This is a genomic window from Bradyrhizobium sp. CB2312, from assembly GCF_029714425.1.
Classification (GTDB): Bacteria; Pseudomonadota; Alphaproteobacteria; order Rhizobiales; family Xanthobacteraceae; genus Bradyrhizobium.
The window spans coordinates 9,213,358-9,236,934 of sequence record NZ_CP121668.1; the positions used below are offsets into that span (position 1 = coordinate 9,213,358).

At 64.2% G+C, this 23,577-nt stretch carries 23 protein-coding genes and 1 tRNA gene; 15 read left to right on the top strand and 9 right to left on the bottom strand.

Annotated elements, in window-relative coordinates:
* Nucleotides 1-3: 3 nt before the first annotated feature.
* Entirely contained in the window at nucleotides 4-1,617 is a 1,614-nt protein-coding gene (locus QA642_RS43935; protein ID WP_283082370.1) for an acyl-CoA synthetase, read from the bottom strand.
* A 216-nt stretch (nucleotides 1,618-1,833) separates the two neighbouring features.
* On the opposite strand from QA642_RS43935, the gene QA642_RS43940 reads away from it, so the two are divergent.
* Nucleotides 1,834-3,039, top strand: a complete 1,206-nt coding sequence (locus QA642_RS43940; protein WP_283082371.1) for an ABC transporter substrate-binding protein — start codon at nucleotides 1,834-1,836, stop codon at nucleotides 3,037-3,039.
* A 43-nt stretch (nucleotides 3,040-3,082) separates the two neighbouring features.
* Here QA642_RS43940 and QA642_RS43945 read toward each other — a convergent pair whose 3' ends face one another.
* Entirely contained in the window at nucleotides 3,083-3,571 is a 489-nt protein-coding gene (locus QA642_RS43945) for a DUF2059 domain-containing protein (protein WP_283082372.1), read from the bottom strand.
* Nucleotides 3,572-3,606: 35 nt separating this feature from the next.
* A complete protein-coding gene (locus QA642_RS43950; RefSeq protein WP_283082373.1) occupies nucleotides 3,607-4,812 on the bottom strand; it encodes an OpgC domain-containing protein in 1,206 nt (401 codons plus the stop codon).
* A 362-nt stretch (nucleotides 4,813-5,174) separates the two neighbouring features.
* Here QA642_RS43950 and QA642_RS43955 point away from each other — a divergent pair, with 362 nt between their 5' ends.
* Entirely contained in the window at nucleotides 5,175-6,212 is a 1,038-nt protein-coding gene (locus QA642_RS43955) for a thermonuclease family protein (RefSeq protein WP_283082374.1), read from the top strand.
* A 55-nt stretch (nucleotides 6,213-6,267) separates the two neighbouring features.
* Here QA642_RS43955 and QA642_RS43960 read toward each other — a convergent pair whose 3' ends face one another.
* Together QA642_RS43960 and QA642_RS43965 are read right to left on the bottom strand one after the other, a co-directional pair.
* Nucleotides 6,268-7,149, bottom strand: a complete 882-nt coding sequence (locus QA642_RS43960) for a PhzF family phenazine biosynthesis isomerase (RefSeq protein WP_283082375.1) — start codon at nucleotides 7,147-7,149, stop codon at nucleotides 6,268-6,270.
* 264 nt (nucleotides 7,150-7,413) lie between these two features.
* Nucleotides 7,414-8,085, bottom strand: coding sequence for a TetR/AcrR family transcriptional regulator (locus QA642_RS43965; RefSeq protein WP_283082376.1), 672 nt, complete (start codon nucleotides 8,083-8,085; stop codon nucleotides 7,414-7,416).
* Nucleotides 8,086-8,127: 42 nt separating this feature from the next.
* Between QA642_RS43965 and QA642_RS43970 the strand changes: the two genes are divergently transcribed.
* Both QA642_RS43970 and QA642_RS43975 read left to right on the top strand, forming a co-directional pair.
* Nucleotides 8,128-8,868, top strand: a complete 741-nt coding sequence (locus QA642_RS43970; RefSeq protein WP_283082377.1) for an SDR family NAD(P)-dependent oxidoreductase — start codon at nucleotides 8,128-8,130, stop codon at nucleotides 8,866-8,868.
* Entirely contained in the window at nucleotides 8,865-10,037 is a 1,173-nt protein-coding gene (locus QA642_RS43975) for an MFS transporter (protein WP_283082378.1), read from the top strand. Before QA642_RS43970 ends, QA642_RS43975 begins: the two co-directional genes overlap by 4 nt.
* Nucleotides 10,038-10,150: 113 nt before the next feature.
* Here the strand turns inward: QA642_RS43975 and QA642_RS43980 are convergent.
* Nucleotides 10,151-10,227 (bottom strand) — tRNA-Met (locus tag QA642_RS43980).
* A 429-nt stretch (nucleotides 10,228-10,656) separates the two neighbouring features.
* Here QA642_RS43980 and QA642_RS43985 point away from each other — a divergent pair.
* Nucleotides 10,657-12,249 (top strand): choline dehydrogenase, encoded by a 1,593-nt coding sequence (locus QA642_RS43985; protein ID WP_283082379.1) that lies wholly within the window; start codon nucleotides 10,657-10,659, stop codon nucleotides 12,247-12,249.
* A 202-nt stretch (nucleotides 12,250-12,451) separates the two neighbouring features.
* Here QA642_RS43985 and QA642_RS43990 read toward each other — a convergent pair whose 3' ends face one another.
* Entirely contained in the window at nucleotides 12,452-13,213 is a 762-nt protein-coding gene (locus QA642_RS43990) for an SDR family NAD(P)-dependent oxidoreductase (RefSeq protein WP_283082380.1), read from the bottom strand.
* A gap of 120 nt (nucleotides 13,214-13,333) precedes the next feature.
* Here QA642_RS43990 and QA642_RS43995 point away from each other — a divergent pair, with 120 nt between their 5' ends.
* Both QA642_RS43995 and QA642_RS44000 read left to right on the top strand, forming a co-directional pair.
* Nucleotides 13,334-13,846: a CvpA family protein gene (locus QA642_RS43995; protein WP_283082381.1), complete on the top strand. Its 513-nt coding sequence runs from the start codon at nucleotides 13,334-13,336 to the stop codon at nucleotides 13,844-13,846.
* 116 nt (nucleotides 13,847-13,962) lie between these two features.
* Nucleotides 13,963-14,745 (top strand): SDR family oxidoreductase, encoded by a 783-nt coding sequence (locus QA642_RS44000; protein ID WP_200496429.1) that lies wholly within the window; start codon nucleotides 13,963-13,965, stop codon nucleotides 14,743-14,745.
* A 173-nt stretch (nucleotides 14,746-14,918) separates the two neighbouring features.
* Here QA642_RS44000 and QA642_RS44005 read toward each other — a convergent pair whose 3' ends face one another.
* Nucleotides 14,919-15,395, bottom strand: a complete 477-nt coding sequence (locus QA642_RS44005) for a DUF3775 domain-containing protein (RefSeq protein ID WP_283082382.1) — start codon at nucleotides 15,393-15,395, stop codon at nucleotides 14,919-14,921.
* Between the two features lie 132 nt (nucleotides 15,396-15,527).
* Here QA642_RS44005 and QA642_RS44010 point away from each other — a divergent pair, with 132 nt between their 5' ends.
* The 8 genes from QA642_RS44010 to QA642_RS44045 all read left to right on the top strand — a co-directional run bounded on the left by QA642_RS44010 (nucleotide 15,528) and on the right by QA642_RS44045 (nucleotide 23,384).
* On the top strand, nucleotides 15,528-16,379 hold the full coding sequence (locus tag QA642_RS44010) for an MBL fold metallo-hydrolase (protein WP_283082383.1): 852 nt from the start codon (nucleotides 15,528-15,530) through the stop codon (nucleotides 16,377-16,379).
* Nucleotides 16,380-16,604: 225 nt separating this feature from the next.
* A complete protein-coding gene (locus QA642_RS44015; RefSeq protein ID WP_283082384.1) occupies nucleotides 16,605-17,447 on the top strand; it encodes a fumarylacetoacetate hydrolase family protein in 843 nt (280 codons plus the stop codon).
* Between the two features lie 145 nt (nucleotides 17,448-17,592).
* Nucleotides 17,593-18,204, top strand: a complete 612-nt coding sequence (locus tag QA642_RS44020; protein ID WP_283082385.1) for a glutathione S-transferase family protein — start codon at nucleotides 17,593-17,595, stop codon at nucleotides 18,202-18,204.
* Nucleotides 18,205-18,226: 22 nt separating this feature from the next.
* The gene (locus tag QA642_RS44025) at nucleotides 18,227-19,408 is read left to right on the top strand and encodes a serine hydrolase (RefSeq protein ID WP_283082386.1); all 1,182 of its coding nucleotides are present in this window, start codon (nucleotides 18,227-18,229) and stop codon (nucleotides 19,406-19,408) included.
* Nucleotides 19,409-19,425: 17 nt separating this feature from the next.
* A complete protein-coding gene (locus QA642_RS44030; RefSeq protein ID WP_283082387.1) occupies nucleotides 19,426-19,782 on the top strand; it encodes a hypothetical protein in 357 nt (118 codons plus the stop codon).
* A 112-nt stretch (nucleotides 19,783-19,894) separates the two neighbouring features.
* Nucleotides 19,895-21,043: an alpha/beta hydrolase gene (locus tag QA642_RS44035; protein ID WP_283082388.1), complete on the top strand. Its 1,149-nt coding sequence runs from the start codon at nucleotides 19,895-19,897 to the stop codon at nucleotides 21,041-21,043.
* Between the two features lie 66 nt (nucleotides 21,044-21,109).
* Entirely contained in the window at nucleotides 21,110-22,081 is a 972-nt protein-coding gene (gene mbfA, locus QA642_RS44040) for an iron exporter MbfA (RefSeq protein WP_283082389.1), read from the top strand.
* 127 nt (nucleotides 22,082-22,208) lie between these two features.
* Nucleotides 22,209-23,384: an IS481 family transposase gene (locus tag QA642_RS44045; RefSeq protein ID WP_283079492.1), complete on the top strand. Its 1,176-nt coding sequence runs from the start codon at nucleotides 22,209-22,211 to the stop codon at nucleotides 23,382-23,384.
* On the opposite strand, the gene QA642_RS44050 is transcribed toward QA642_RS44045, so the two are convergent.
* Entirely contained in the window at nucleotides 23,381-23,575 is a 195-nt protein-coding gene (locus QA642_RS44050) for a hypothetical protein (protein ID WP_283082390.1), read from the bottom strand. The genes QA642_RS44045 and QA642_RS44050 overlap by 4 nt on opposite strands.
* Nucleotides 23,576-23,577: the final 2 nt, after the last annotated feature.

Consider the following 23,577-nt stretch of genomic DNA (forward strand, 5'->3'; position numbering starts at 1 on the left):
GCCTCAGGTGCCAAAACTCTTCTGGACCGCCTTGTCGAGTGTCTCGCTGCCGACGAAGCGCTGGCGCAACTCGCGCTTGAGCAGCTTGCCGCTCGGATTCTTCGGCAAGGCATCCACGAAGATCACGCGCTTGGGCACCTTGAAATGCGCCATCTGGCCGGCGCAGTGCTTGATGACGGACTCCTCATCCAGCGTCTCGCCGGTCTTGACCACGACGATCGCAGTCACCGCCTCGATCCAGCGCGGATCGGGCAGGCCGACGACCGCGACTTCGGAGACCTCAGGGATACGGTAGACCATCTCCTCGACCTCGCGGCTCGCAACGTTCTCGCCGCCGGTCTTGATCATGTCCTTGACGCGATCGACCACGGTGATGTGGCCTTCAGCGTCAACGGTGGCGAGATCGCCGGAATGAAACCAGCCGCCGCTGAACGCTGCTGCCGTTTTCACGGGATCGTTGTAATAGCCCGACAACAGATGCGGCGAGCGGTGCACGATCTCCCCGACCTCGCCGACTTTCACATCTTCCATCGACGTGTTGACCACGCGCGTCTCGACATTGAGCACGGGCTTGCCGGCCGAGCCCGCCTTGCGGAGCTGGTCCTCGGGACGCAGCACGGTCGCGAGCGGCGCGATCTCGGTCTGGCCGTAGAAGTTCCAGAATTTGACGTTGGGCAGCCGGCGCTGCAGCTCGAGCAGCACCTCCACCGGCATGATCGAGGCGCCATAATAGCCCTTCTGAAGCGTCGACAGATCGGTCTTGTCGAAGTTCGGCGAGCGCAGCATCGCGATCCAGATCGTCGGCGGCGCGAAGAAGGACGTGATCCTGTGGGCCTGGATCAGCGCCAGGATGTTGTCGGCGGTCGGCTTGCCCGTGATGACGCCGGAAGCGCCGAGATAGATTTGCGGCCCAAGGAAGACGTCGAGCTGGGCGCAGTGATAGAGCGGCAGTGCGTGCAGGAACTTGTCGTCCACGCTCATGCCGCCGTCGATGATGCAGCTGACATACTGCCACATCACTGCTTCATGGGTCAGCATCGCCCCCTTCGGCAGGGATTCGGTGCCGCTAGTGTAGACGATCTGCGCGAGATCTCGGCTGTCGACGGAGGCCTCGAGGAACGAGCCATCGGCATGAAGCAGATCGTCGAAGGTGGTGAGACCGGCGGGCGCGCTGGCGGGATCCTCGCCCGGCAGCCAGATCATCTTCTCGACGGCGCAATCCTTGGCCGAAGCGGCCTTCGCCGGCTCGACGAAGTCAGGCCCGGTGGCGAGCAGCTTTGCGCCGGAGCTCTTCAGGATGAAGTTGATCTCGTCCGGATTGAGCATGAAGTTGATCGGCACCAGCACCGCGCCGATCCGCGCCGCCGCAAAGCGCAGCGCGGCGAAGGCATGCGAGTTGCGCGACAGCACCGCAACACGATCGCCCTTCCCGACGCCGAGCCCCAGCAGGCCGCGGCCGAGCCGATTGCAGATCGCGTCCATCTCGGCGAAGGTCCAGCTCAAGCTGCCGCAGCTCACCGCGAGCTTGTTCGGCTCGCGGCCCGCCGAGCGGCGCAAGAGATCGCCGATGGAATGCTCGCGCGCTTTCGAGATGGTGGCTGCGGTGTCGCTCGACATTTTCGTTTCCCCTGAGCTCTACGATTTGCGCAGATGCCAACCTTGACGCTCGTCAGGTCCTGGCACGCGCGCACTTTTGAGTTTGCGAGAAGCGTAGAGGGGGCCAACGTGCGCGTCAAATCGGCCGGTGGACTGGCGCCATCACGCAAGATTTGACGCCTGGTCGGAGCAAATCTAGGCTGCGCACCAATCATAAACATAAAAGGGGGAATGTTCATGTACCGGAATACTCGCGCCGTGCTCGCGGCCGGATTGCTTCTTGCGTGCTTTGCTAGTCCATCTTCCGCCCAGCAGACGCCACTCAAGATCGGCGTGCTCTCCGACTTCTCCTCGGTCTATTCCGACATCGGCGGTCAGGGGAATGTCGAAGCCACCAAGATGGCGATCGAGGATTTCGGTGGGCAGATGTTCGGCAAGCCGATCGACATGGTCTCGGCCGACGTGCTGAACAAGGCAGACGTCGCCTCCACCATCGCGCGCAAATGGTGGGAGACCGAGGGCGTCGACATGATCATCGACCTGCCGACCTCGGCCACCGCGCTTGCGGTGATGGAGCTGTCGAAGCAGTACGAGAAGATCATGATCGTGACCGATGCGGCGAGCTCCGACATCACCGGAAAGTCGTGCTCTCCCTACACCGCGCACTGGACCTACGATACCTATGCCAATGCGCACACGGTCGGCAGCGCCATCGTCAAGAACGGCGGCGACACCTGGTTCTTCCTCACCGCCGACTACGTGTTCGGCCATTCGGTCGAGCGCGATACCGGCGACGTCGTGAAGGCGGCGGGCGGCAAGGTGCTCGGCAGCGTCAAGCATCCGCTCAACACGGCGGACTTCTCCTCCTTCCTGCTGCAGGCCCAGGCCTCCAAGGCCAAGATCATCGGGCTTGCCAATGGCGGCGGTGACACCATCAACGCGATCAAGCAGGCCGGCGAGTTCGGCATCGTCGCCGGCGGCCAGAACCTCGCCGCGATCGTGATGTTCATCTCCGACGTGCACAGCCTGGGGCTGAAGCTCGCGCAGGGACTGATCATCACCGAGGCCTATTACTGGGACCTCAACGACAAGACCCGCGCCTTCGGCAAACGCTTCCTCGAGCGCGTCAAGCGGATGCCGACGATGAACCAGGCCGCGACCTATAGCGCGACCCTGCATTACCTCAAGGCCGTGCAGGCCGCCGGCACCAAGGACACCAAGACGGTGATGGCGAAGATGCGCGAGCTGCCGGTGAAGGATGCCTTCACCGACAACGGCATCCTGCGCGAGGACGGCCGCATGGTGCACAGTATGTTCCTGTTCCAGGTGAAGAAGCCCGAGGAGTCGAAAGGCCCGTGGGACTATTACAAGCTGCTCGCTGAGGTGCCGGCCGACCAGGCCTTCCGGCCGCTGAAGGACGGCGGCTGCCCGCTGGTGAAGTGAGGCGGGCGGGCGCGAAGCATCCTCGCGCGCGCCCTCCCCGCACTCAGAGCTTGTGCCCCTTCTGGCGCAGCGCCTCGATCAGGCGCTGCTTCAATTCGTCGGCGGCCTTCTGGCTGACGTCCTGGCTAATTTGCGCGCTCGCCTGCGCCAGTGCATCCGACTTCTCCAGAAACTTCTTGCCGGCTGGCTGGGCGTAAAAGGCTTCGATCTGGCGCAGCTCGTCCACCGTGAAGCTTTGGGCATAGAGCGTTGCGATCTGGTCGATCATGGACGCAACGAACGGAGCATAGATCTCCGAGCCCGGCGCCGTCAGCGCGTCGTAGTCGCGCTCGATCTCCGGCCTGTCCTGCGCGACCACGGGGCGGAGCTTGAGCAGCAGCTGCGGCAGCTGCGCGCGATACTGATCCGCGATCTTCAGAGTGACCACGAGCTTGCGAGCCGCGCTCATCGCCTCCGGCGAGGGCGCTTGCGCGGAGGCCCCGCAGACCAGGAGCAGGAGGACGCCGGCGATCGTCAACACAGGTCTGAACATGGCCCTCTCCACGAGAATACGGGCTGGCGATTGCATCAACGGGCTGCGGGCGTCGCGGCCGACGCCCTGTCCAAGTCGATGTCGGCCTCCTCGACCTCCGTCACCTTCACGAACAGGTTGGGCACCCGCCCGGCGCGGTCGAGCAGCCAGGCCGCGCCGATCATGATGACGATGCCGACGACGGAAACGGCAAGCTGCTCCCAGACGCCCTTGGTGTACTGGGTCAGGATCCAATGCGCGGAGAACGACAGGAACACCCCCAGGCAGAAGATCGGCAGCGAGTGCTGGCCGCAGAGGATCACGGGGCGCAGCCCGGGCGCGTGCAGCGCCCGCCATTTGCGCGGGACGAAATGGGTCACCCAGATCGCCAGCGCCAGAAAATGGGTGAAGCGCAGCATGTCGAGATCGGTCTTGTCGATCGGGTAGATCAGCTTGATCATCCATTTCGGGATCAAGGCCTCGAGCGCGGGGATGTGCCAGGTCATCACGATCAGGAACGCGAACACCAGCCAGGCCGCCGCCAGCGCCATCGCGGCCCTGGACCACACCAAGGTCGCGATCCTCTCGATCTGGCCGATGCCGCACCAGGCCGCGAACACGAACATCAGCTGCCAGCAGAACGGGTTGAAGTACCAGGTCGTGCCGGGCGGATAGGAGGCGACGTTCCAATCGAACCAGCGCGACAGCAGATAGAGCACGACGGACGCGGCGAGCGTCAGGGTCGGCCGGCGCACCAGGCACCAGACGATGAAGGGCGAGGCGAACACCAGCGTGATGTAGAGCGGCAGCACGTCGAGATTGACCGGCTTGTACTTGAGCACGATCGCCTGCCCGATCAGCTCGTCCGGATGCGCGAGGAAATTGAACACGTTGAACTCGTGCTCGTACATCGGATTGTCGAAGCGGCGCGCGGTGCGCGCGATCTGCGCCGTGAACAGCAGGAACAGCATGATGTGGGCGACATACATCTCGGCCGCGCGCCGCCACAGCCGCTTGACGGCGGCGAGAAACCAGCCGCCCGCAACGATCGGCCCGTAGATCCAGCCGACGAGGTAGCCCGAGATGAAGACGAAGAACTCGGCGGCGTCGCTGAAGCCGTAATTGCGCAAGGTCAGCCAGGCCACGACGTCGTGCGGGATGTGGTCGAGGAAAATCATCCACAGCCCGATGCCGCGAAACAGATCGAGCCGCAGGTCGCGCTCGACCGGCGCCAACAGAGCTGACTGGTCCCGTGTGATCATGGCCCCGCCTCGCTTGCTGGGCGTCGCGCCGTCGCGGCGCCGAAAAATCGGATGCTAAAAAATCGCGATCAATACGTCACCTAACCCTGCGGCTAGCGTACCAACGGTAGCCGACCTTGAGGCCCGCGCAAGGGATTTTGTGGACACGGCCGCCGCCGTCGCGGCAGCTTCCGCCTTGCGCCGCACAAGCGGCGGGCGGCCGCCCTGGCGGCCAACCCCTCTACAGGGTCGCCCAACAACGTGTCGCGCCTGTCCCGTCTGCCGTCACGGGCCTGTCGCATGAAGATGATCCGTTGTCTGCCGATTGTGCGCGCGCGTCGCGGTGTCGAAGCGACCGACGCGCTCATGGGGAGGAGCGGCCGATGCCCGTTGGACTGCTGGAAGTCGAAGGCACCATCGATGTCAGCCAGTTCTGGCCGGAGGGCCGGTCGGACGCCGACACCACAAAGGTGATCGTGAACGTCGCGCCCGACGCGATCCGCTTCCGCAAGAGCGACACGGCGCCATTCCATCCGACCCATGTCTTCGACAACGCCAAGGTCAAGGGCCGCACCGCGACACCGCCGATCAAGAACGGCAAGCTCACCATTCGCCTCCAGGGCGTCGATGCGCCCGAGCTGCACTATATGCCGTCGCCGCTCTCGGCCGCCGAGAAGAAGGGGCTGCCGGATGCCAAGAAGCAGGCCTATCACGAGGTCACCCATTCCTACCGGCAATTCCTCGGCGCCACCGCGAGCAAGGCGCTGCATGATTTCCTCTCTGGCCCCGGCGAAGCGGCGCTCGCCTGCCGGGTGTTCACCCATGTCGATACGCCGAACGAGGTGTTCGACACCTATGGCCGGCTGGTCGGCGACATCGAGGTGACGGTCAGCGGCAACAAGGTCGACATCAACCACTGGCTGGTCGAGCAGGGCTTTGCCTATCCGACGTTCTATTCGTCGATGAACGACGACGAGATCAAGGCCTTCCTCGCCCTCACCAAGACCGCGCGGGGAAAGAAGCTGCCGGTCTGGAAGCATCTCGCCAAGACGATAGGGGCGTTCGACTTCGACCTGATCGAGCCGAAAAAGAACGAGACCAGTGTGCTCGCGACCGACAAGGGCCCGGTGATCCTGCCAAAGCTCTACCGCCGCTACACCAACTGGTCGGCCCGCAAGAAGGCCAAGGTGACGAGCCAGAATTTCCAGAAATTCCTGAGCGAAGGATCCGGCGGCAAGCCCGACACCTGCTACGAGACCACCGACTTCCTGGACAACGGCGTGCACTCGGCGACGCCGCGCAATTTTGCGGAGTTCGTCGAGGGCGGCAAGACGATCAAGTTTCAGCCTGACAGCCTGGTGTTCGGCGAGGCCCCGTCGACGCTGGTCGGGGCGGACGGGAAGCGGATTACGAAGTTCTGAGCGGCGCGGGCCTCAAGCACGGCATGTTGCCGCGATCATGCTCCAGCCCAGCCTCTCAGGGCTGCAAGACATGCGTCTCCGCGCGCGTGACGGAGCCGCCGAGCAGACAGCCGACAGGCCTGTCGCCGGCGAAGCCGAGGCGCACCCCGATCTCGGACAGGGCTCCCATCGCCCGTCCCTGCATGATGGTGATCCGCTCGCTGTTGCGCTCCACAAGGCCGTTCCTGAGCAGTCCGAACGCGAGCGCGGCCGCGGCGATACCCGTGGCCGCATCTTCCGGGTAGCCCGACGATTTCGGGAATTGCCGCGCCTCGAAACGTCGTTCGCCCTGCTGCTCGATGGCATAGGGATAAAGGCCGGTGGATCCAATCCGACCGCAGCACGCCTCGATCTGCGCAGGCGCCGGCACCAGCGCGTTGAGCTCGCGGACGCCTTTCATCGGGATCAACGTCTTCACGCGCGACGTGACGGCGTTCTGGATCGGCAGGTCGAGCAGATCGCTGCGTGACAGCTTCAGCGCCGACAGCACGTCCTCCTCGTCGGCACGCGAGAGATCGACGACCTTGCCGGCCGGCTGGCTGATCTCGACAGATGGCTCGCCTGAGCCGGCGCCATCGACATAGCCCGTCACCGGCCCACTGCGCGTCTCGATGCGAACCTGCTCGCCGGGCAGGCGCCCCTTGGTCGCAAGCACCCACAGCGCGCCGATCGTCGCGTGGCCGCACATCTCCATCTCGTGCCGCGGCACCCAGAACCGGAAGACATAGTCGGACTCGGGACCTGACGCCGGCAGGACGAAACCCGATTCATGCCCAAAGTGCCGCGCCACCGCCTGCATCCCCTCACCTGCAAGATGCGACGCATCGATCACGATGGGACATGGATTGCCACCGGCGCCTAAGTGGGTGAACACGTTGACAAGCTCGATCTCGGTCATGGGATGGCTCATGGTCATGATGGCGCGACGGTGGCGTCAGCGTCGGTCGCAAGTTCGGGGCGCATTAGAATGCAAAAGCCCCCGAAATCGAAACGGTTTGGAGGACTTATTGTGTCCTTGGTCGCGGGGAGGCGCAACCACCGATAGCGACGTTCGCTGATCGTGGCCGTTTGCATGATGTCTAAAGGAGCGCTCGGCCTCATATGGAGCGGTCATCGCGACGCTACCCGATAGCTAAGTTTTGATATTTGACTGATCGCTAAGCTAGTCAGACGCACCGGTGAGCGACTTCCAGGCGGCGAGCGCAGCGCCCGCAATATGCTCCAGGTCCCGACGGCTAGCGCCGTCGCGCGCCTGGATCGACATGCCCTGTTGGACGGTTACATAGTATCTGGCAATGGCAGCGAGATCGGCCTTAGGCGAGATCTCGCCAGATGCAACGCCCTGTGCCAGACGCTGTCGTAAATCTTCAACGGTCTTGGCCCGCATCGCGATCAATTCGCGCCGCACCATTTCCGACTGGTCAGTGGCGTGCAGCGCTGCCAGCACGACGAGGCACCCCGGCGGCCGGCTCCGCCGTGTGAAGGCCCGCGCGGTCTGCATGAGAAAGCTTTCGATTGCCTCAAAGGCGGTGGGCGCCTGCCTGACCCCATTCCAGATCTCGGGCCCTTCGGTGGCCACGTAATATTGCAGCGCCTGTCGGAACAGTTCCTCCTTGCAGCCGAAGGCGGCGTAGATGCTTGGCGAGGCAATTCCCATGGCAGCGGTGAGATCGGCCATCGAGGCGCCTTCATAACCTTTGGCCCAAAACATTTCCATGGCGCGCTTGAGCGCGACTTCCTTGTCAAAACTCCGGGGCCGACCTCGTTCCATTCCGTCCGCTCGATTTCTGTGTCGATCGATAAAATAATTCACTTGACGGTTCGGCGCAACCATCGCTATTTTTATGTCGATCGTTACATAAATAGGAGAAACTCCATGACCGCACTCCGAGGAAAACGGGCTCTGGTCACCGGCGGCAGCCGCGGGATCGGCGCTGCAATCGCCAAACGCCTCGCCTCCGACGGCGCCGATGTTGCCTTCACCTACGAGCGTTCGGCCGACAGGGCGCAAGCGGTGGTTGCGGAGATCGAAAAACTCGGACGACGGGGGCTCGCCATCAAGGCCGACAGCGCCGATGCCGCCGCCGTCAAGGCGGCGGTGGATCAGGCCGCGGAGGCGTTCGGCGGCCTGGACATCCTGGTCAACAATGCCGGAATCTTCAGAGGCGGCCCCATCGAGACGATGACTATCGAAGACGTCGACGCGACGCTCGCGGTGAATGTTCGAGCAGTGGTCGTGGCATCGCAAGCCGCGCTCGCACATATGGGCGATGGCGGGCGCATCATCTCGATCGGCAGCAATCTCGCGACGCAGGTGCCTGCCCCCGGCATGAGCCTTTATTCCATGAGCAAGTCGGCCCTGATCGCTTGGACGCAAGGTCTCGCGCGCGATCTCGGCGGCCGCGGCATCACCGTCAACATCGTGCACCCGGGCTCGACCGATACCGACATGAACCCAGCCAACGGCACGCAGGCCGAAGGCCAACGCTCGCGCATGGCGATCCCGCAATACGGCAAGGCCGAGGACGTTGCTGCGCTGGTTGCGTACGTGGCCGGACCGCAGGCGCGCTCGATCAATGGCACCGGCCTGACGATTGACGGCGGCGCCAACGCGTGACGAACTCCAGTGTGACCGAGGCGCGCGAACTCCCGCTCGCGCTCCTGGTCGTGGCGACGGCAAGCGCCATTGTCGTCGCGACCGAGTTCATCGTCATGGGTCTGCTGCCGGTCCTGAGCCGGGATTTCGGTGTGTCGCTCGCCGTAGCCGGACGCCTGGTCGGGGCCTTCGCGCTCTCAGCCTCCCTGCTCGGACCGCCGCTGACGCTCGCCACGGCACGGATGTCGCCACGGAATGTCCTGATCGGCACCCTGCTGCTGTTCGCCACAGCCAATCTCGCGGTCCTGCTGCAGCCAAGCTTCGGCACGATGCTGACGGTGCGCATGATCCAGGGCGCAGCGTTGCCGGTGTTCATTGGAGTCGGCGCCGAGATCGTCAGCCGGTTGTCGCCACCGGAACGACGCGGCCGATCCCTGGCGCGCGCCAATACCGGCTTTGCAGTCGGCGTGGTCTGCGCCTTGCCCGCCGGCGTCGCGTTGGCCGAGGGCGGCCTATGGACACCATCCTTCGTCGCGCTCATCGTGTTCGCCGTGGCGGCAGCGGGACTGGTGGCACTGGGCCTGCCGCGTATCAGCGGGAATAGCGCGCCTCGCGCGGAGCAGGCGTGGCGCCTTGTGTGCGAACCGCGGTTCGTGATGCACCTGATGCTGTCCATCGCGGTGTTCGCCGCGATGTTTTCGGCCTACACCTATCTGACGGCCTGGTTCGCGGAGCGAGCGGGTTTCTCCAATTGGCAGATCGCGCTGGTTCTCCTGGAATTCGGGGCCGCGGGCCTGCTCGGCAACGCCGCGGCCGGCCGCGTGGCGGACCAGGCGCCGCTGTCAGCCACTGCACTGGCGGTCATCGTGGTGACGCTTGCGGCACTTGCGCTTTCGCTCGTGGACGCCCCCCTGTTGCGTCTTGTCGTGATCGGCATCTGGGGTATGGCGCACACCGCCTGCGTGACGCTGTGCCAGGTGCGCGTCACGCTGACCGGACGGTCCATGCCGGCATTTGCGATGGCGATGAACATCTCGGCCGCCAATCTCGGAATCGCGCTCGGGGCGTTGGTCGGCGGCTGGGTGGTGACGCGCTGGGGCGTGAATGCGATGGGATGGGGCAGTCTGGCTCTCACCCCGGTCATGCTTGGCCTCGCCGGGCTCTTGGGAGTTCAAGGCGAACGCGCATAGCCGATCCCCGCCTTTGCTGCGCCTGCCCGCAACGCCCGACGATCGTTCCGCCAAAACAAAAATGGCCCGCGTTGCGCGGGCCATTTTCGTATCGGATCCGGTCAATCCGAATTTGGTTGCGGGGATAGGATTTGAACCTATGACCTTCAGGTTATGAGCCTGACGAGCTACCGGGCTGCTCCACCCCGCGTTAAACCGTTGCGCGCCTTCAGCAAAATCCCGGGGACGAAGGGGTAAGGCCGGCGCTGTTCGCGTGGCTTGTCGTCCGTCCCAAAGGCTTCCTTGGAAGGCAACCCCGGGGCAAAGCCCGTCGGGTGCGAGGCGTATGTATCAAGGCGGGGTGGCTTTGGAAAGGGCCGCCGGGACGTTTTTTTCGACTTTATGACAACGCGGTGAGCCGGTTTTCGACCGGTTTGGCGCGCTCTTGCCAGAAGTTCCACAACGGGCGAGCTTGCGGCAACAAGATAACGGGGCGAATGCCGTAGACCACCCGCTGACCTGCCCCCGCCCGATGGGACCAGGATCGGGCGGCTGGAGAGGCTGCCGTCATTCCGGGGCGCGCGCAGCGCGAGCCCCGGAATGACGGCCAACAACAAAGACTCGCAAGGGGGAAGCACAATTGACCGACACATTCGATTTCGTCGTCGTGGGCGCGGGCTCCGGCGGCTGCACCGTGGCAGGACGGCTGTCGGAGGATGCGGCGACATCCGTGGCGCTGCTCGATGCCGGCGGGCGCAACGACACTTGGCGGATCACCACGCCGTTCGGGCTCGCTCTGCCCTACCGCGCGGCCAACTGGGCCTTCGATACCGTGCCGCAGAAGGGATTGAACGGCCGTATCGGCTATCAGCCGCGCGGCAAGGGCCTCGGCGGGTCCTCGGCAATCAATGCCATGGTCTACATCCGCGGCCACAAATGGGACTACGACCACTGGGCCTCGCTCGGCAATGCCGGCTGGTCGTACGCGGACGTGCTGCCCTACTTCAAGCGCGCGGAGAACAACCGCGATTTCGACGGCGAGTATCACGGCAAGGGCGGCCCGCTGCATGTCAACAGGCTGCGCTCGGACAATCCGATCCATCAGGTCTTCCATCAGGCCGCGCGCGAGGCGCAGTTCCGCATCCGCGACGACTTCAATGAAGCGGACCATGAAGGGCTCGGCAGCTATCAGGTGACGCAGCACAATGGCGAGCGCTGGAGCGCGGCCCGCGCCTATCTGCAGCCCCACATCGACAAGCGCACGAATTTGCGGGTCGAGACGGCGGCGCATGCCACGCGCATTTTGTTCGAGGGCAAGCGCGCGGTCGGCGTCGAATATGTGCAGGGCAAGCAAAAGAAGCAGCTGCGCGCCCGCCGCGAGGTGATCCTCGCCGCCGGCGCCTTCCAGTCGCCGCAGCTGTTGATGCTGTCGGGCATCGGCGATGGCGAGGCGCTCCGCGCGCACGGCATCGGCGTCACCCATCACCTGCCGGGTGTCGGGCGCAATCTGCAGGACCATCCGGATTTCGTATTCGTCTACGCCTCAGATTATCCGCACTTCGTTCACTCGTCGCTCGGCCGGCTGCCGTCCCTGCTCCGCGCCATCCAGCGCTATCGCCGCGAGCGGCGCGGCCTGATGACCACGAATTTCGCCGAATGCGGCGGCTTCCTGAAGACGCAGGGCCACCTCGACGTGCCAGACATCCAGTTGCACTTCGTCATCGCGATGCTCGACGATCACGGCCGCAAGAAGCACAAGGAGGCAGGGTTCTCATGCCATGTCTGCCTGCTCAGGCCGAAAAGCCGCGGCAGCGTATGGCTGAAGAACGCCGATCCGCTGGCTGCTCCAATGATCGATCCGAATTTCCTCGGCGAGGACTGGGATCTCGAAGCGATGGTCGCCGGCTTCAAGACCACGCGACGGCTGATGGAGACGCCGGCGCTGCGCGCCTTGCAGAAGAAGGACATGTTCACGTCCGACGTGCGAACCGACGACGACATCCGCGCCATCCTGCGCAATCGCGTCGACACCGTCTATCACCCGGTCGGCACCTGCAAGATGGGCGCGGACGCGATGGCCGTGGTCGATCCGACGCTGAAGGTGCACGGTGTGCAAGGCTTGCGCGTCGTCGATGCCTCGATCATGCCGACGCTGATCGGCGGCAACACCAATGCGCCGACCATCATGATCGGGGAGAAGGCGGCGGATATGATAGGTGCGGAGAGGCGGTAGCATCGCCTCCTCTTCGTCATTGCGAGCGCAGCGAAGCAATCCAGAATCCCGACTCTGGATTGCTTCGCTGCGCTCGCAATGACGATGTGGATAGAGCGGTGCTTGTCTCAACCAGCTGCACTCGCGGAGACTCCCCCTCACCCGGAATTTGCTCTCGCAAATTCCGGCCTCTCCCCGCACGCGGGGAGAGGCGAAGACAAGCTCAATTCAACAAGAACCCGCCATCCACCGTCACCACACTCCCCGTCATGTACCGCGACGCCTGCGAGGCCAGCAGCAGGATGGCGCCGTCGAGATCGGACTCGGCGCCGACGCGGCGCTGGGGGATGCGTTTGGCGAGGCGCTCGCCCGCCGGCGTCGACCAGAAGGCGTGGTTCATCTCGGTGTCGATGTAGCCGGGCGCGAGCGCGTTGATGCGGATGTTCTGGCCGGCGAGCTCCAGCGCCATCGCTTTCGTCGCCTGGATGATGCCGGCCTTGGAGATCGCGTAGGGCGAGACCGCCTTGAGCACGCCGGTGCCGAGCACGGAGGCGATGTTGACGATGTTACCTGACTGCTTGCGCGCGATCATGCGGCGCGCGATCTCGGTCGCGAGAAAATAGGCGCCCTTGAGATTGGCGCCGATCACCGCGTCCCAATCGGATTCGGTCTGCTCGGTCGCGAGCTTCTCGATGGCGATGCCGGCATTGTTGATCAGCACCGTGACCGGGCCGAGCGCCGCTTCTGCGGCATCCACCGCTTTCGCGATCGATGCGGTGTCGGTGACGTCGAGCGCGACCGCGGCGGCGCGGCCGCCCTTGCCGCGGATCTCGTCCTCCAGGCTCTTCAGCTTGTCGGCCTGTCGCGCCGCGAGCGCGACCGCGGCGCCATGCGCCGCCAGCACCCGGGCAAACTGCCGCCCCAGCCCCTGGCTCGCGCCTGTTACGAGGATGATTTCCTTACTGACGTCGAATAGGTCTGACATGCTGTCCTCGAGCGATTTCCCTGAGCTTTGGAGCCATCAATACCGACGATTTTAACGATCTGAAACCGGAATGATCGGCTCGGCGTTCATTCGTTCCACCTGAGACAGGGGCTCGCAGTGATGAACAGTTTCGATCTCGCGGTCTATGCGGCGCTTGCCATCGCCGTCGGCCTCGGCTTTCGGACCGGCCTGCTGCGCAGCGCCATGACCATCCTCGCCTATCTCCTCGCCGCGCCCATGGCGGTGGCGCTGATGCCGATGATCGCGCCGCAAATCGCCGGCAATCCCAACGCGCCGCTGCTCCAGAACTGGATCTGGTTTTTCGCCATCTTCGTGGTGATTGGCATGCTGCTCGGCCATATCGGCCGCGTCGCGCTGAACGACACACTCGGCGAGACCGGCATCGGCGACCGCGTCGGCGGCGCCGCGCTCGGCGCGGTCCGGGTCGGCCTCGTCGCCACCACGCTGGTTCTCGTGTTCGACCAGATCGTGCCGGCCAACCGCCAGCCGCCCTTCCTCGCCGGCTCGCATCTGCGGCCGCTTTTCTCGGCGGCCGGACAGATGGGATTCAAATCACTGCCGCCCGAGGCCGCCGCGGCGATCGACCGCCTCAAGCAGGAGCGTCGCATCTAGTGCATCGCCGCAGCCCGCGCCATGCATTTTGACGCGGGCCTCTCCCTTATCAGGGGCGCCGCAGTTGGCTAGAGTGCGCCGTCCAAAACCTGCCTGCTATTTTCGGGAGTGAAACAGTGGATCTTGGGATCAAAGGTCGCCGCGCCATCGTCTGCGCATCCAGCAAGGGCCTCGGCCGCGCTTGCGCCATCTCGCTGGCGGACGCCGGCGTTCACGTCACGCTGACCGCGCGCGGCGCCGAAGCGCTGAAGAAGACGGCCGACGAGATCCGCAAGGCCTATCCCGACGTGACCGTCACCGAGATCGTCGGCGACATCACGACGCCGGCGGGCCGCGAGGCCGTGCTGAAGGCCTGCCCCGAGCCCGATATCCTCATCAACAATGCCGGCGGCCCGCCGCCCGGCGATTTCCGCAACTGGACCCGCGACGACTGGATCAAGGCGATCGACGCCAACATGCTGACGCCGATCGAGCTGATCAAGGCGACCGTCGACGGCATGATGGCGCGCAAGTTCGGCCGCATCGTCAACATCACCTCGGCCGCGGTGAAGGCGCCGATCGACATTCTCGGCCTTTCCAACGGCGCGCGCGCCGGCCTCACCGGCTTCATCGCCGGCCTGTCGCGCAAGACGGTGATCAACAACGTCACCATCAACGGCCTGTTGCCAGGCCCGTTCGAAACCGATCGCCTGACCGGCACCGCCAAGGCCGAAGCCGACAAGCGCGGCACGACGCCGGAGCAGATCCTGGCCGAGCGCGCCAAGCTCAATCCCGCGGGCCGCTTCGGCCAGCCCGACGAGTTCGGCTATGCCTGCGCCTTCCTGTGCGGCGCCAAGGCGGGCTTCATCACGGGGCAGAACATTCTGCTCGACGGTGGCGCATTCCCGGGAACGCTGTAGGCCTTCGTGCCTTAACCGCGCAATCCGCGAAAAACCGTCATGCCCGGGCCTTGTCCCGGGCATCCACGTTCTTGGTGCGGCCAAGTGAGACGTGGATGGCCGGGGCAAGCCCGGCCATGACGATGCGGCGGCGTCGGATCTCAATCATTCCCCTCACCGCGAGGCCGGACTAGTCACCGCTGCTTGGTCGGCTCGTCCTCGTCCCGCTCGCTGGGATCGGAGGAATCGGCGGTGAGGCGCTCATCGGTCCAGTCGATGCCGAAGGCATCGAGGCCGTCCGCGAGCAGATCGCCCAGCATCGGCTCGCCGAGCAGATATTGCACGGTCTCGTGCCGGGGCTTGCGATACTCGCCCCGCGCTTCGACGGCGCGCGCGCGTAAATCGTCCCAATCATCGATCGTGCCGTCGCCGCGGCCGAGCCAAGTCAGCGCGACGAGATCGACCTGCTCGTCCTCGTTCAGGGCAACGATGAAGCCGCCGAGCTCGCTGCCGACGGGATCGGAGCCGTCGTCCTCGAGCACATCGACCGCATCGTCATCGCTCGGATTCGAACCCGAATCCGGATCGGTATCCTCTTCCTTGACGTCGAATTCGCGCGCCTTCTCGATGATGAAGGCGACCTTGTCGGCGGAAATGGCAAGCTCTGGCATGGGCTACCTCGGGCGCATCGTCTGTGGTTCCAAGTTCCCTCGATAACGCAACATCACGACAGATGATCCATTGCGCTCGGAGAGGGAAAATGTGCATCTTTCGGCAGCAAACCAAGAACATGGGGCCAACGCATGCACTGGACGATCGGCAGGGTCAAAATCACTGAGGTCGTGGAAATGGAGACGGTCGGCTCGACGCGCTTCATCCTGCCGGCCGCGACCAATGACGAGATCCGGAAGCTGCCCTGGCTGATCCCGCATTTCGCCACTGACGAGGGCCGGCTGAAGATGTCGATCCATTCGCTGGTGGTGGAAACGCCGACGCGCCGCATCGTGGTCGACACCGGGCTTGGCAACGACAAGCAAGGCCGTGGCTTTCCGACCTGGAACAACCGCAGCACGCCGTTCCTTCAGACGATGACGGCGGCGGGCTTTGCGCCCGAGACCATCGACACCGTGCTGTGCACGCATCTTCATGTCGATCATGTCGGCTGGAATACGAAGCTGGTCGACGGCAAATGGGTGCCGACATTCCCAAAGGCGCGCTACCTGTTCGGCAAGACCGAATACGAGTACTGGCGCGATCATTCCACCGAGCCGGACAAGGCGGTGGTGTTTGGCGATTCCGTGCAGCCGATCGTCGATGCGGATCGGGCCGAGCTGATCCCGGGCGACCATCGCCTGTCCGACGAGATCAGCGTGATCCCGACCCCCGGTCACAGCCCCGGGCACATGAGCGTCCTGATCGAGTCCGGCGGCGAACAGGCGTTGCTCGGCGGCGACGTCGCCCATCATCCCTGCCAGATGGCGCATCTCGACTGGTGTTCGGTCGTCGACAGCGACCCCGCCCAATCGGCGGCGACGCGCCGCAACCTGTTCAGCCGGTTCGCCGACACCCCAACGCTGGTGATCGGCGGGCATTTTTCGGCCGGGCACATCAAGCGCGACGGCGACGCGTTCAGATTTGTGGCGCTGCAATCGTAGGGTGGGCAAAGCCACCGGGGCGCGCGAACGATGACAGGCTCCGCGCGCCCACCATTCCGCGCTCCTGGAAACAGCTCGTGGGCACGGCGCTTTGCGGCTTGCCCACTCTACGATCGCCCGAATTGAGAAGGCTGCAATGCACCGCTGTTTGAGCGGTTGAATTTCCCGCCGCCCTGTTCCATGAAGCTATTTAACCGATCAGTCCATCCCAAGGGAGAAACGAGAATGAAGCTTGTTCGTTATGGCGAAAAGGGTGCGGAAAAGCCCGGCCTGATCGACAAATCCGGCCAGTTGCGCGACCTGTCGGCGCATCTGAAGGACCTCACGGGCGACGCCTATTCGCCGGAGAGCCTGAAGAAACTGGCAAGCCTCGACCCCGCCTCGCTGCCCGCCGTTTCCGGCAAGCCGCGCTTCGGCTCGCCCGTCACCGGCATCTCGAAATTCGTCGCCATCGGCCTCAACTACAGCGACCACGCCAAGGAAACCGGCGCTGCGATCCCGACCGAGCCGATCATCTTCATGAAGGCCAACACCTCGCTGTCCGGCCCGAACGACGCGGTCGAAAAGCCGCGCGGTTCGACCAAGCTCGACTGGGAGGTCGAGATCGCCGCCATCATCGGCACTCGCGCCAAATACGTCTCGGAAGCCGATGCGCTGAACTACGTCGCCGGCTATTGCGTCTGCAACGACGTCTCCGAGCGCAACTTCCAGACCGAGCGCCTGGGACAGTGGACCAAGGGCAAGTCGCACGACACGTTCGGCCCGCTCGGGCCGTGGCTCGCCACCAAGGACGAGATCAAGGACGTGCAGAACCTGTCGATGTGGCTCGACGTCAACGGCCAGCGCCGCCAGACCGGCTCGACCGCGACCATGATCTTCTCGATGGCCAAGTGCGTGTCCTATGTCTCGCAGTTCATGACGCTGCTGCCGGGCGACATCATCACCACGGGCACCCCGCCCGGCGTCGGCCTCGGCATGAAGCCGCCGACCTTCCTCAATGTCGGCGACGTCGTCACGCTCGGCATCGAAGGCCTCGGCGAGCAACGCCAGGAGATCATCGCGGCGTAAGGTCGCGATCCACACCGTCGCCACACCGTCATTGCGAGCAAAGCGAAGCAATCCAGAGATCGTCCTTCAGAGACAGCCTGGATTGCTTCGTCGCTTCGCTCCTCGCAATGACAAGCCAAACCGGTTCATTTGACGGATATCTGAAATGAAACTCTCCTTCTCCGCCGCCTCGCCCTTCGCCCGCAAGGTGCGCATCGCCGCGATCGAGCTTGGCCTGATCGACAAGATCGAGCTGATGCCCGCAACCGTGGCGCCGGGTACGGCCAATGAGGACTATTCGCGCATCACGCCGTTGAAGAAGCTGCCGGTGCTGATCACCAATGACGGCGACGTCATCCTGGATTCCTACGTCATCGTCGAATATCTCAACGAGATGGCCGGCGGCAGCCTGATCCCGGATTACGGCCCGCGGCGCTGGAAGGCCAAGACCAATCACTCGCTGATCAACGGCATGCTCGATTCCATGCTGCTGTGCCGCTACGAGAAGATGGTGCGGCCGCAGGGCCTGCAATGGCAGGCCTGGTCGGATGACCACTGGAACCGGGCCTGGACCGGCATGGCGCGCTTCGAGAACATGCCCGAGGTTTTGAACGGCCCGTTCGACATCTCGCAGATCGGCCTCGTCTGCGTGCTTGGCTATGCCGATTTCCGCTTCGCCGATTGCGGCTGGCGCAAGGCCTATCCGAAGCTCGATGCTTTCCACCAGAAGATGCTGGAGCGGCCCTCCGTGAAGATCTCGGTGCCGCCGGCGGCATAGCGGGATAGACGGGAGAATGACGATGCGCGATCATCTCTCCCGTCTCACAAGTCTCAGTGCGAGCCTCGTGCTCGCGCTGTCAGTCTCAGCCACCCATCTGCGGGCCGAGAGCATGTCGCCTGGACAAACCCATCAGGCCTGCGGATCGCCATTATCGATCGACGATGGCTGGGAGATTGCGTCGCCCAACAGTGTAAGCATGGACGACGCGCAGCTTTGTACCATCGCCGCGCGGCTCGAGCAGCGGGCAACCGCGGTCCATTCGGTCGTCGTCGTCAGGCACGGCAAGCTCGTCTTCGAGCAATATTTTCCCGGCTACGACCAGCCCTGGGGACAACCGGAAGGCCAGCACGAATTCACCGCGACGACCAGGCACGACATGCGCTCGGCATCCAAGAGCGTGATCTCACTGCTGGTTGGAATCGCGATCGATCGCAAGCTCATCGCTGGCGTCGACGAGCCCGTGCTCAAATTCTTCCCCGACACCACAGCGGTAAAGCAGGCGGGATGGGAGGCCATCACGCTGCGCCATCTGCTGACGATGTCATCCGGCATCAAATGGGACGAGGCGCGGGCCTGGACCGATCCGAAAAACGACGAACCGCATCTCACCTTCGAAGCCGATCCGATCGGCTATGTGCTCGCAAAACCAGTCGCTGCGCCGCCGGATGCGCTATGGACCTATAATGGCGGCGGGACTGAACTGCTCGGCAACATCCTCGAACGCGTCTCGGGCAAGCCGCTGGAGGCATTTGCTCGCGAGATGCTGTTCCAGCCGCTCGGGATCAGCGATTTCGAGTGGAAGGCCTATAAGAACGGCAAGATCGCGGCGGCCGCGGGCCTGCGCTTGCGACCGCGCGATGCCGCGAAGATCGGCCAGCTCGTGCTCAATCATGGCCGGTGGAACGGCCAGCAAATCGTCTCGGCCGACTGGATCGCACAATCGATCACGCCGCGCTTCCAGGCGGTCGGCTATTTCGGCGGCACGCTGTTCTACGGCTATCAATGGTGGATGGGCCGCTCGCTTGCCAATGGCAAGGAAATCAAATGGGTTGGAGCTTTTGGCTGGGGCGGGCAACGCATTTTCATCGTGCCCGAGCTTGATCTCGTCATGATGACTTCAGCCGCGCAATACGGCCAGCCGAAGGAAGGCTTGGCCGCGATCGACATCCTCACCAATATCGTCATTCCATCCGCGCACTGATCACGAGGGAAACGAGCATGAGCCTCAAATATGCGGTCGGCGATCTCACCATTCATCGCATCATCGAGCAGGAGTCTCCGTTCTTTCCGGCGCTGGAGTTCATCCCCGGGCTGACGGCGGAGATATTGGCCGAGAACCGGGCGTGGATGCGGCAGGCCAAGGCGCTGGACGATGCGGACACCCTGATCCTGTGCTTCCAGTCCTACGTGGTGAAGACGCCGCACCACACCATGCTGATCGACAGCTGCATCGGCAACGACAAGTCGGAGCGCTATTGCGACACCGACACGCTGTGCTGCACCGCGCATTTCCCCTCGCCGTCGGTGGGGAAGATCAAGCGCAAGGGCAGCGCGTTCGTGTGTGCGGCGGTGTGAGATGCCGTAGAGTGGGCAAAGGCGCGCGCTTCGCGCGCCGTGCCCACCACTCCTTATGGTGGGCACGCTCCGCTTTGCCCACCCTACGATTCCACCCGAGTGGAGAAAAGCAATGACAACACTCCCCGACATCGCTCTCCCCGCCGGAATCCGCTCGCGCTACGTCGACGGCATCAACGGCCTGCGGATGCATGTGCTGGAAGCCGGGTTCGAGACCAAGGGGCGGCCCTGCATCCTCTTGCTGCACGGCTTTCCGGAGCTTGCCTTCTCCTGGCGCAAGGTGATGCCGGCACTCGCGGCCAACGGCTATCACGTGCTCGCGCCGGATCAGCGCGGCTACGGGCGCACGACCGGGTGGACCGCGGATTATGACGGCGATCTCACCCCATTCTCGCTGCTCAACCTCGTGCGCGATGTGCTCGCCCTGGTGTCGGCGTTCGGTTACAGGCAGGTCGATCTCGCCGGACATGATTTCGGCAGCCCGGTCGCGGCGTGGTGCGCGCTGATCCGGCCCGACGTGTTTCGATCGGTGACGCTGATGAGCGCGCCGTTCAGCGGCGCGCCGACATTGCCGTTCGATACGGTCGATGGTCCGGCAAAGCCTGCCGTGGAAGATCCCGTGCATCGCGAGCTCGCCGCATTGCCCCGCCCGCGCAAGCATTATCAATGGTACTATTCGACACGACCCGCGAACGACGACATGCGGCACGCGCCGCAAGGTGTGCACGATTTCCTGCGTGCCTATTATCATCACAAGAGCGCTGACTGGACCGACAACAAGCCCTACCCGCTGCAATCGTGGTCCGCGAATGAGCTGGCGAAGCTGCCGACCTACTATGTGATGGATCTGAACGAGACCATGGCCGAGACGGTCGCGAAGGAGATGCCCTCGCCGGCCGTGATCGCCGCCAATCGATGGCTGCCGGACAGCGACCTTGCTTATTACAGCGCCGAGTACGGCCGCACCGGATTCCAGGGCGGGCTGCAATGGTACCGCTATGGCACGTCGGGCATACTCAACAAGGAGATGCAGCTGTTCTCCGGCCGCAGCATCGACGTGCCCTCGTGCTTCATCTCCGGCAAGCAGGACTGGGGCACCTATCAGCGCCCCGGCGTGTTCGAGGCGATGCAGGGTCGCGGCTGCACCAGGATGCTCGGCTGCCATCTCATCGACGGCGCCGGCCATTGGGTGCAGCAGGAGCAGCCGACCGAGGTCAGCCGGTTGCTGCTCGACTTCCTCGCAAAGGCCCGCACGGCCTGATTTGACCGGCGAACCGCGGCGCCCTATATAGTTTAGAATTATTCTAAACTAGTGAAATGGGCCCCCGTGAAGAATTTTTCCGACCTGACCGAGCGCGAGGTACTTGCGGTCGCGATCTCCTCCGAGGAGGAGGATAGCCGCATCTACATGACCTTCGCCGAGGATTTGCGCGAGCGTTATCCGGACACGGCAAAAATCTTCGAGGAGATGGCCGAGGAGGAGCGCGGTCACCGGCACCGGCTGCTCAAGCTCTACGAGGAGCGGTTCGGCCCGCATCTGCCGCCGATCCGCCGGGAAGACGTCAAAGGATTCCTGCGCCGCCGCCCGATCTGGCTGACTAAAAACCTGCCGCTCGACACGATCCGCAAGGAGGTCGAGACCATGGAGCTCGAGGCCGAGCGCTTCTACGCGCGCGCCGCCGAGCAGGCCGAGGATGTGGGCGTGCGCCGCCTGCTCGGCGATCTCGCCGAGGAGGAGAAGCACCACGAGAACCGCGCGGTGGCGCTGACCGACGAGATCCTGAAGCCCGACGTGCGCGCCGAGGAAGACCGCACCCGGCGGCGGATGTTCGTGCTGCAATATGTGCAGCCCGGCCTCGCCGGCCTGATGGACGGCTCGGTCTCGACCCTGGCGCCGCTGTTTGCGGCCGCCTTCGCCACGCACCAGAACTGGCAGACTTTCCTGGTCGGCCTTGCCGCCTCGATCGGCGCCGGCATCAGCATGGGCTTTGCCGAGGCGCTGTCGGACGACGGCTCGCTGACGGGGCGTGGCTCGCCCTGGCTGCGCGGCGTCACCTGCGGCGCGATGACGACGCTCGGCGGGCTCGGCCACACCGCGCCCTATCTCGTACCCGACAGCTGGCCCAATGCATTCTGGATCGCGACCGCGATCGCCTGCGTCGTCGTGTTCTTCGAGCTATGGGCGATCGCCTTCATCCGCTCGCGCTACATGGACACGCCGTTCCTCCAGGCCGTATTCCAGATCGTGCTCGGCGGCGCCATCGTGCTCGCGGTGGGGATCCTGATCGGGGCGGCGTAGGTCGCCAGCCTCACACTCGCTGTCATCGCCCGCGAAGTGTTTAGCCCGGACAGATCACTGACGGGTGTTCGGAGACATAGCTGACACATCAACATTGGCTGGATTGGTCCGATTCGGGAGGCCGTCCATGCCTTGGAGTGAGGTGTCAGCAATGGATCAGCGCCACGAGTTCGTGCGGCTGGCTTTGCAGGAAGGCGTCAACCGGCGCGAGCTCTGCCGTCGGTTCAACATCAGTCCTGATGTCGGTTACAAGTGGTTGCGGCGCTGGCAGGCTGGCGATCGGGAGCTGGCCGACCGTTCCCGGTGCCCGCATGCGATGCCCAAGCGCAGCAAGGCTGCGGTCGAGGCACAGGTTCTGGCTGTGCGGGACAAGCATCCCGCCTGGGGCGCACGCAAGATCGCCCATTGCCTGAAGCGGGATGGCCAGACGGTGCCGGTGCCGTCAACGGTGCACCGGATCCTGTGCCGGAACGGCCGGGTCACACCGAGTGAGACTGCGCCACCCAATCCGGGGCACCGCTTCGAGAAGGAAGCTCCCAATCTGCTGTGGCAGATGGACTTCAAGGGCCACCTGCCGCTCGCCAACGGGACACGGTGCCATCCGCTGACCGTCGTCGACGATCACTCGCGCTATGTCTTGTGCCTGAAGGCCTGCGCCGACGAGCAGCGTCTCACCGTGCAGGATCACCTGACGGCGACGTTCCGCTGCTATGGCCTGCCGGAGGCCTTCTACACCGATAACGGCTCACCTTGGGGCGATACGTCCGGCGTTCGTTGGACCGGACTGAAGGTGTGGCTGCTCAAGCTCGGCGTCAGGGTGGTGCACGCCAGGCCATGTCACCCGCAGGCCCGCGGCAAGAACGAACGCTTCCATCGCACCCTGAAGGCCGAGGTTTTTGCCATGCGTCGCTTCCGTACCCTCGCGGAAGTCCAGCGCGCCTTCGACGCCTGGCGACCGGTCTACAATCTGGAGCGCCCCCACCAAGGCATCGATATGCACGTCCCCGCCGATCGCTTCCGGCCGAGCGCCCGTGCCATGCCGGCGCGCATTCCGAAGGTCGAATACGACAGCACAGAGATCGTGCGCAGGGTCTCATCGACCAGACCCTATATCTCTTTCAAGGGACGATTTTGGAAGGTTCCCCAGGCCTTCGCACGCGAACATCTCGCGATCCGCCCGCTGGACCGCGACGGCCATTACGGAATCTTCTTCGCCAGCTGGCAGGTCGCATCGATCGACTTGACCAACGACCAACCTGTCAGTGATGTGTCCGAACAGGTGTCAGCCATGTCTCCGGACTAAACAGAAGGCGGGCGATCCAGTACGCCGCGGCGGATATGGTGAAAGCGAGATCTTAAACGCGGGTCTCTGGAATACTGGATCGCCCGGTCGAGCCGGGCGATGACAGCTGCTGACATATCAATCGCCATCAAACGGCGGTTGCAGCCTTCCGCCAAACTGCGCATCATCCCGTCAGTGAAATGCAGGAGCATGC

Bases quoted from the DNA above. Each gene is read 5' to 3' on its own strand.
- QA642_RS43945 (WP_283082372.1), bottom strand. From the start codon at position 3,571: ATGTTCAGACCTGTGTTGACGATCGCCGGCGTCCTCCTGCTCCTGGTC.
- QA642_RS44035 (WP_283082388.1), top strand. From the start codon at position 19,895: ATGACAACACTCCCCGACATCGCTCTCCCCGCCGGAATCCGCTCGCGC.
- QA642_RS44045 (WP_283079492.1), top strand. From the start codon at position 22,209: ATGCCTTGGAGTGAGGTGTCAGCAATGGATCAGCGCCACGAGTTCGTG.
- QA642_RS43970 (WP_283082377.1), top strand. From the start codon at position 8,128: ATGACCGCACTCCGAGGAAAACGGGCTCTGGTCACCGGCGGCAGCCGC.
- QA642_RS43950 (WP_283082373.1), bottom strand. From the start codon at position 4,812: ATGATCACACGGGACCAGTCAGCTCTGTTGGCGCCGGTCGAGCGCGAC.
- QA642_RS44015 (WP_283082384.1), top strand. From the start codon at position 16,605: ATGAAGCTTGTTCGTTATGGCGAAAAGGGTGCGGAAAAGCCCGGCCTG.
- QA642_RS44050 (WP_283082390.1), bottom strand. From the start codon at position 23,575: ATGCTCCTGCATTTCACTGACGGGATGATGCGCAGTTTGGCGGAAGGC.
- QA642_RS44010 (WP_283082383.1), top strand. From the start codon at position 15,528: ATGCACTGGACGATCGGCAGGGTCAAAATCACTGAGGTCGTGGAAATG.
- QA642_RS43935 (WP_283082370.1), bottom strand. From the start codon at position 1,617: ATGTCGAGCGACACCGCAGCCACCATCTCGAAAGCGCGCGAGCATTCC.
- QA642_RS43995 (WP_283082381.1), top strand. From the start codon at position 13,334: ATGAACAGTTTCGATCTCGCGGTCTATGCGGCGCTTGCCATCGCCGTC.
- QA642_RS43960 (WP_283082375.1), bottom strand. From the start codon at position 7,149: ATGACCGAGATCGAGCTTGTCAACGTGTTCACCCACTTAGGCGCCGGT.
- QA642_RS44005 (WP_283082382.1), bottom strand. From the start codon at position 15,395: ATGCCAGAGCTTGCCATTTCCGCCGACAAGGTCGCCTTCATCATCGAG.
- QA642_RS44030 (WP_283082387.1), top strand. From the start codon at position 19,426: ATGAGCCTCAAATATGCGGTCGGCGATCTCACCATTCATCGCATCATC.
- QA642_RS43965 (WP_283082376.1), bottom strand. From the start codon at position 8,085: ATGGTTGCGCCGAACCGTCAAGTGAATTATTTTATCGATCGACACAGA.
- QA642_RS43940 (WP_283082371.1), top strand. From the start codon at position 1,834: ATGTACCGGAATACTCGCGCCGTGCTCGCGGCCGGATTGCTTCTTGCG.
- QA642_RS43990 (WP_283082380.1), bottom strand. From the start codon at position 13,213: ATGTCAGACCTATTCGACGTCAGTAAGGAAATCATCCTCGTAACAGGC.
- QA642_RS43955 (WP_283082374.1), top strand. From the start codon at position 5,175: ATGCCCGTTGGACTGCTGGAAGTCGAAGGCACCATCGATGTCAGCCAG.
- QA642_RS44020 (WP_283082385.1), top strand. From the start codon at position 17,593: ATGAAACTCTCCTTCTCCGCCGCCTCGCCCTTCGCCCGCAAGGTGCGC.
- QA642_RS44025 (WP_283082386.1), top strand. From the start codon at position 18,227: ATGCGCGATCATCTCTCCCGTCTCACAAGTCTCAGTGCGAGCCTCGTG.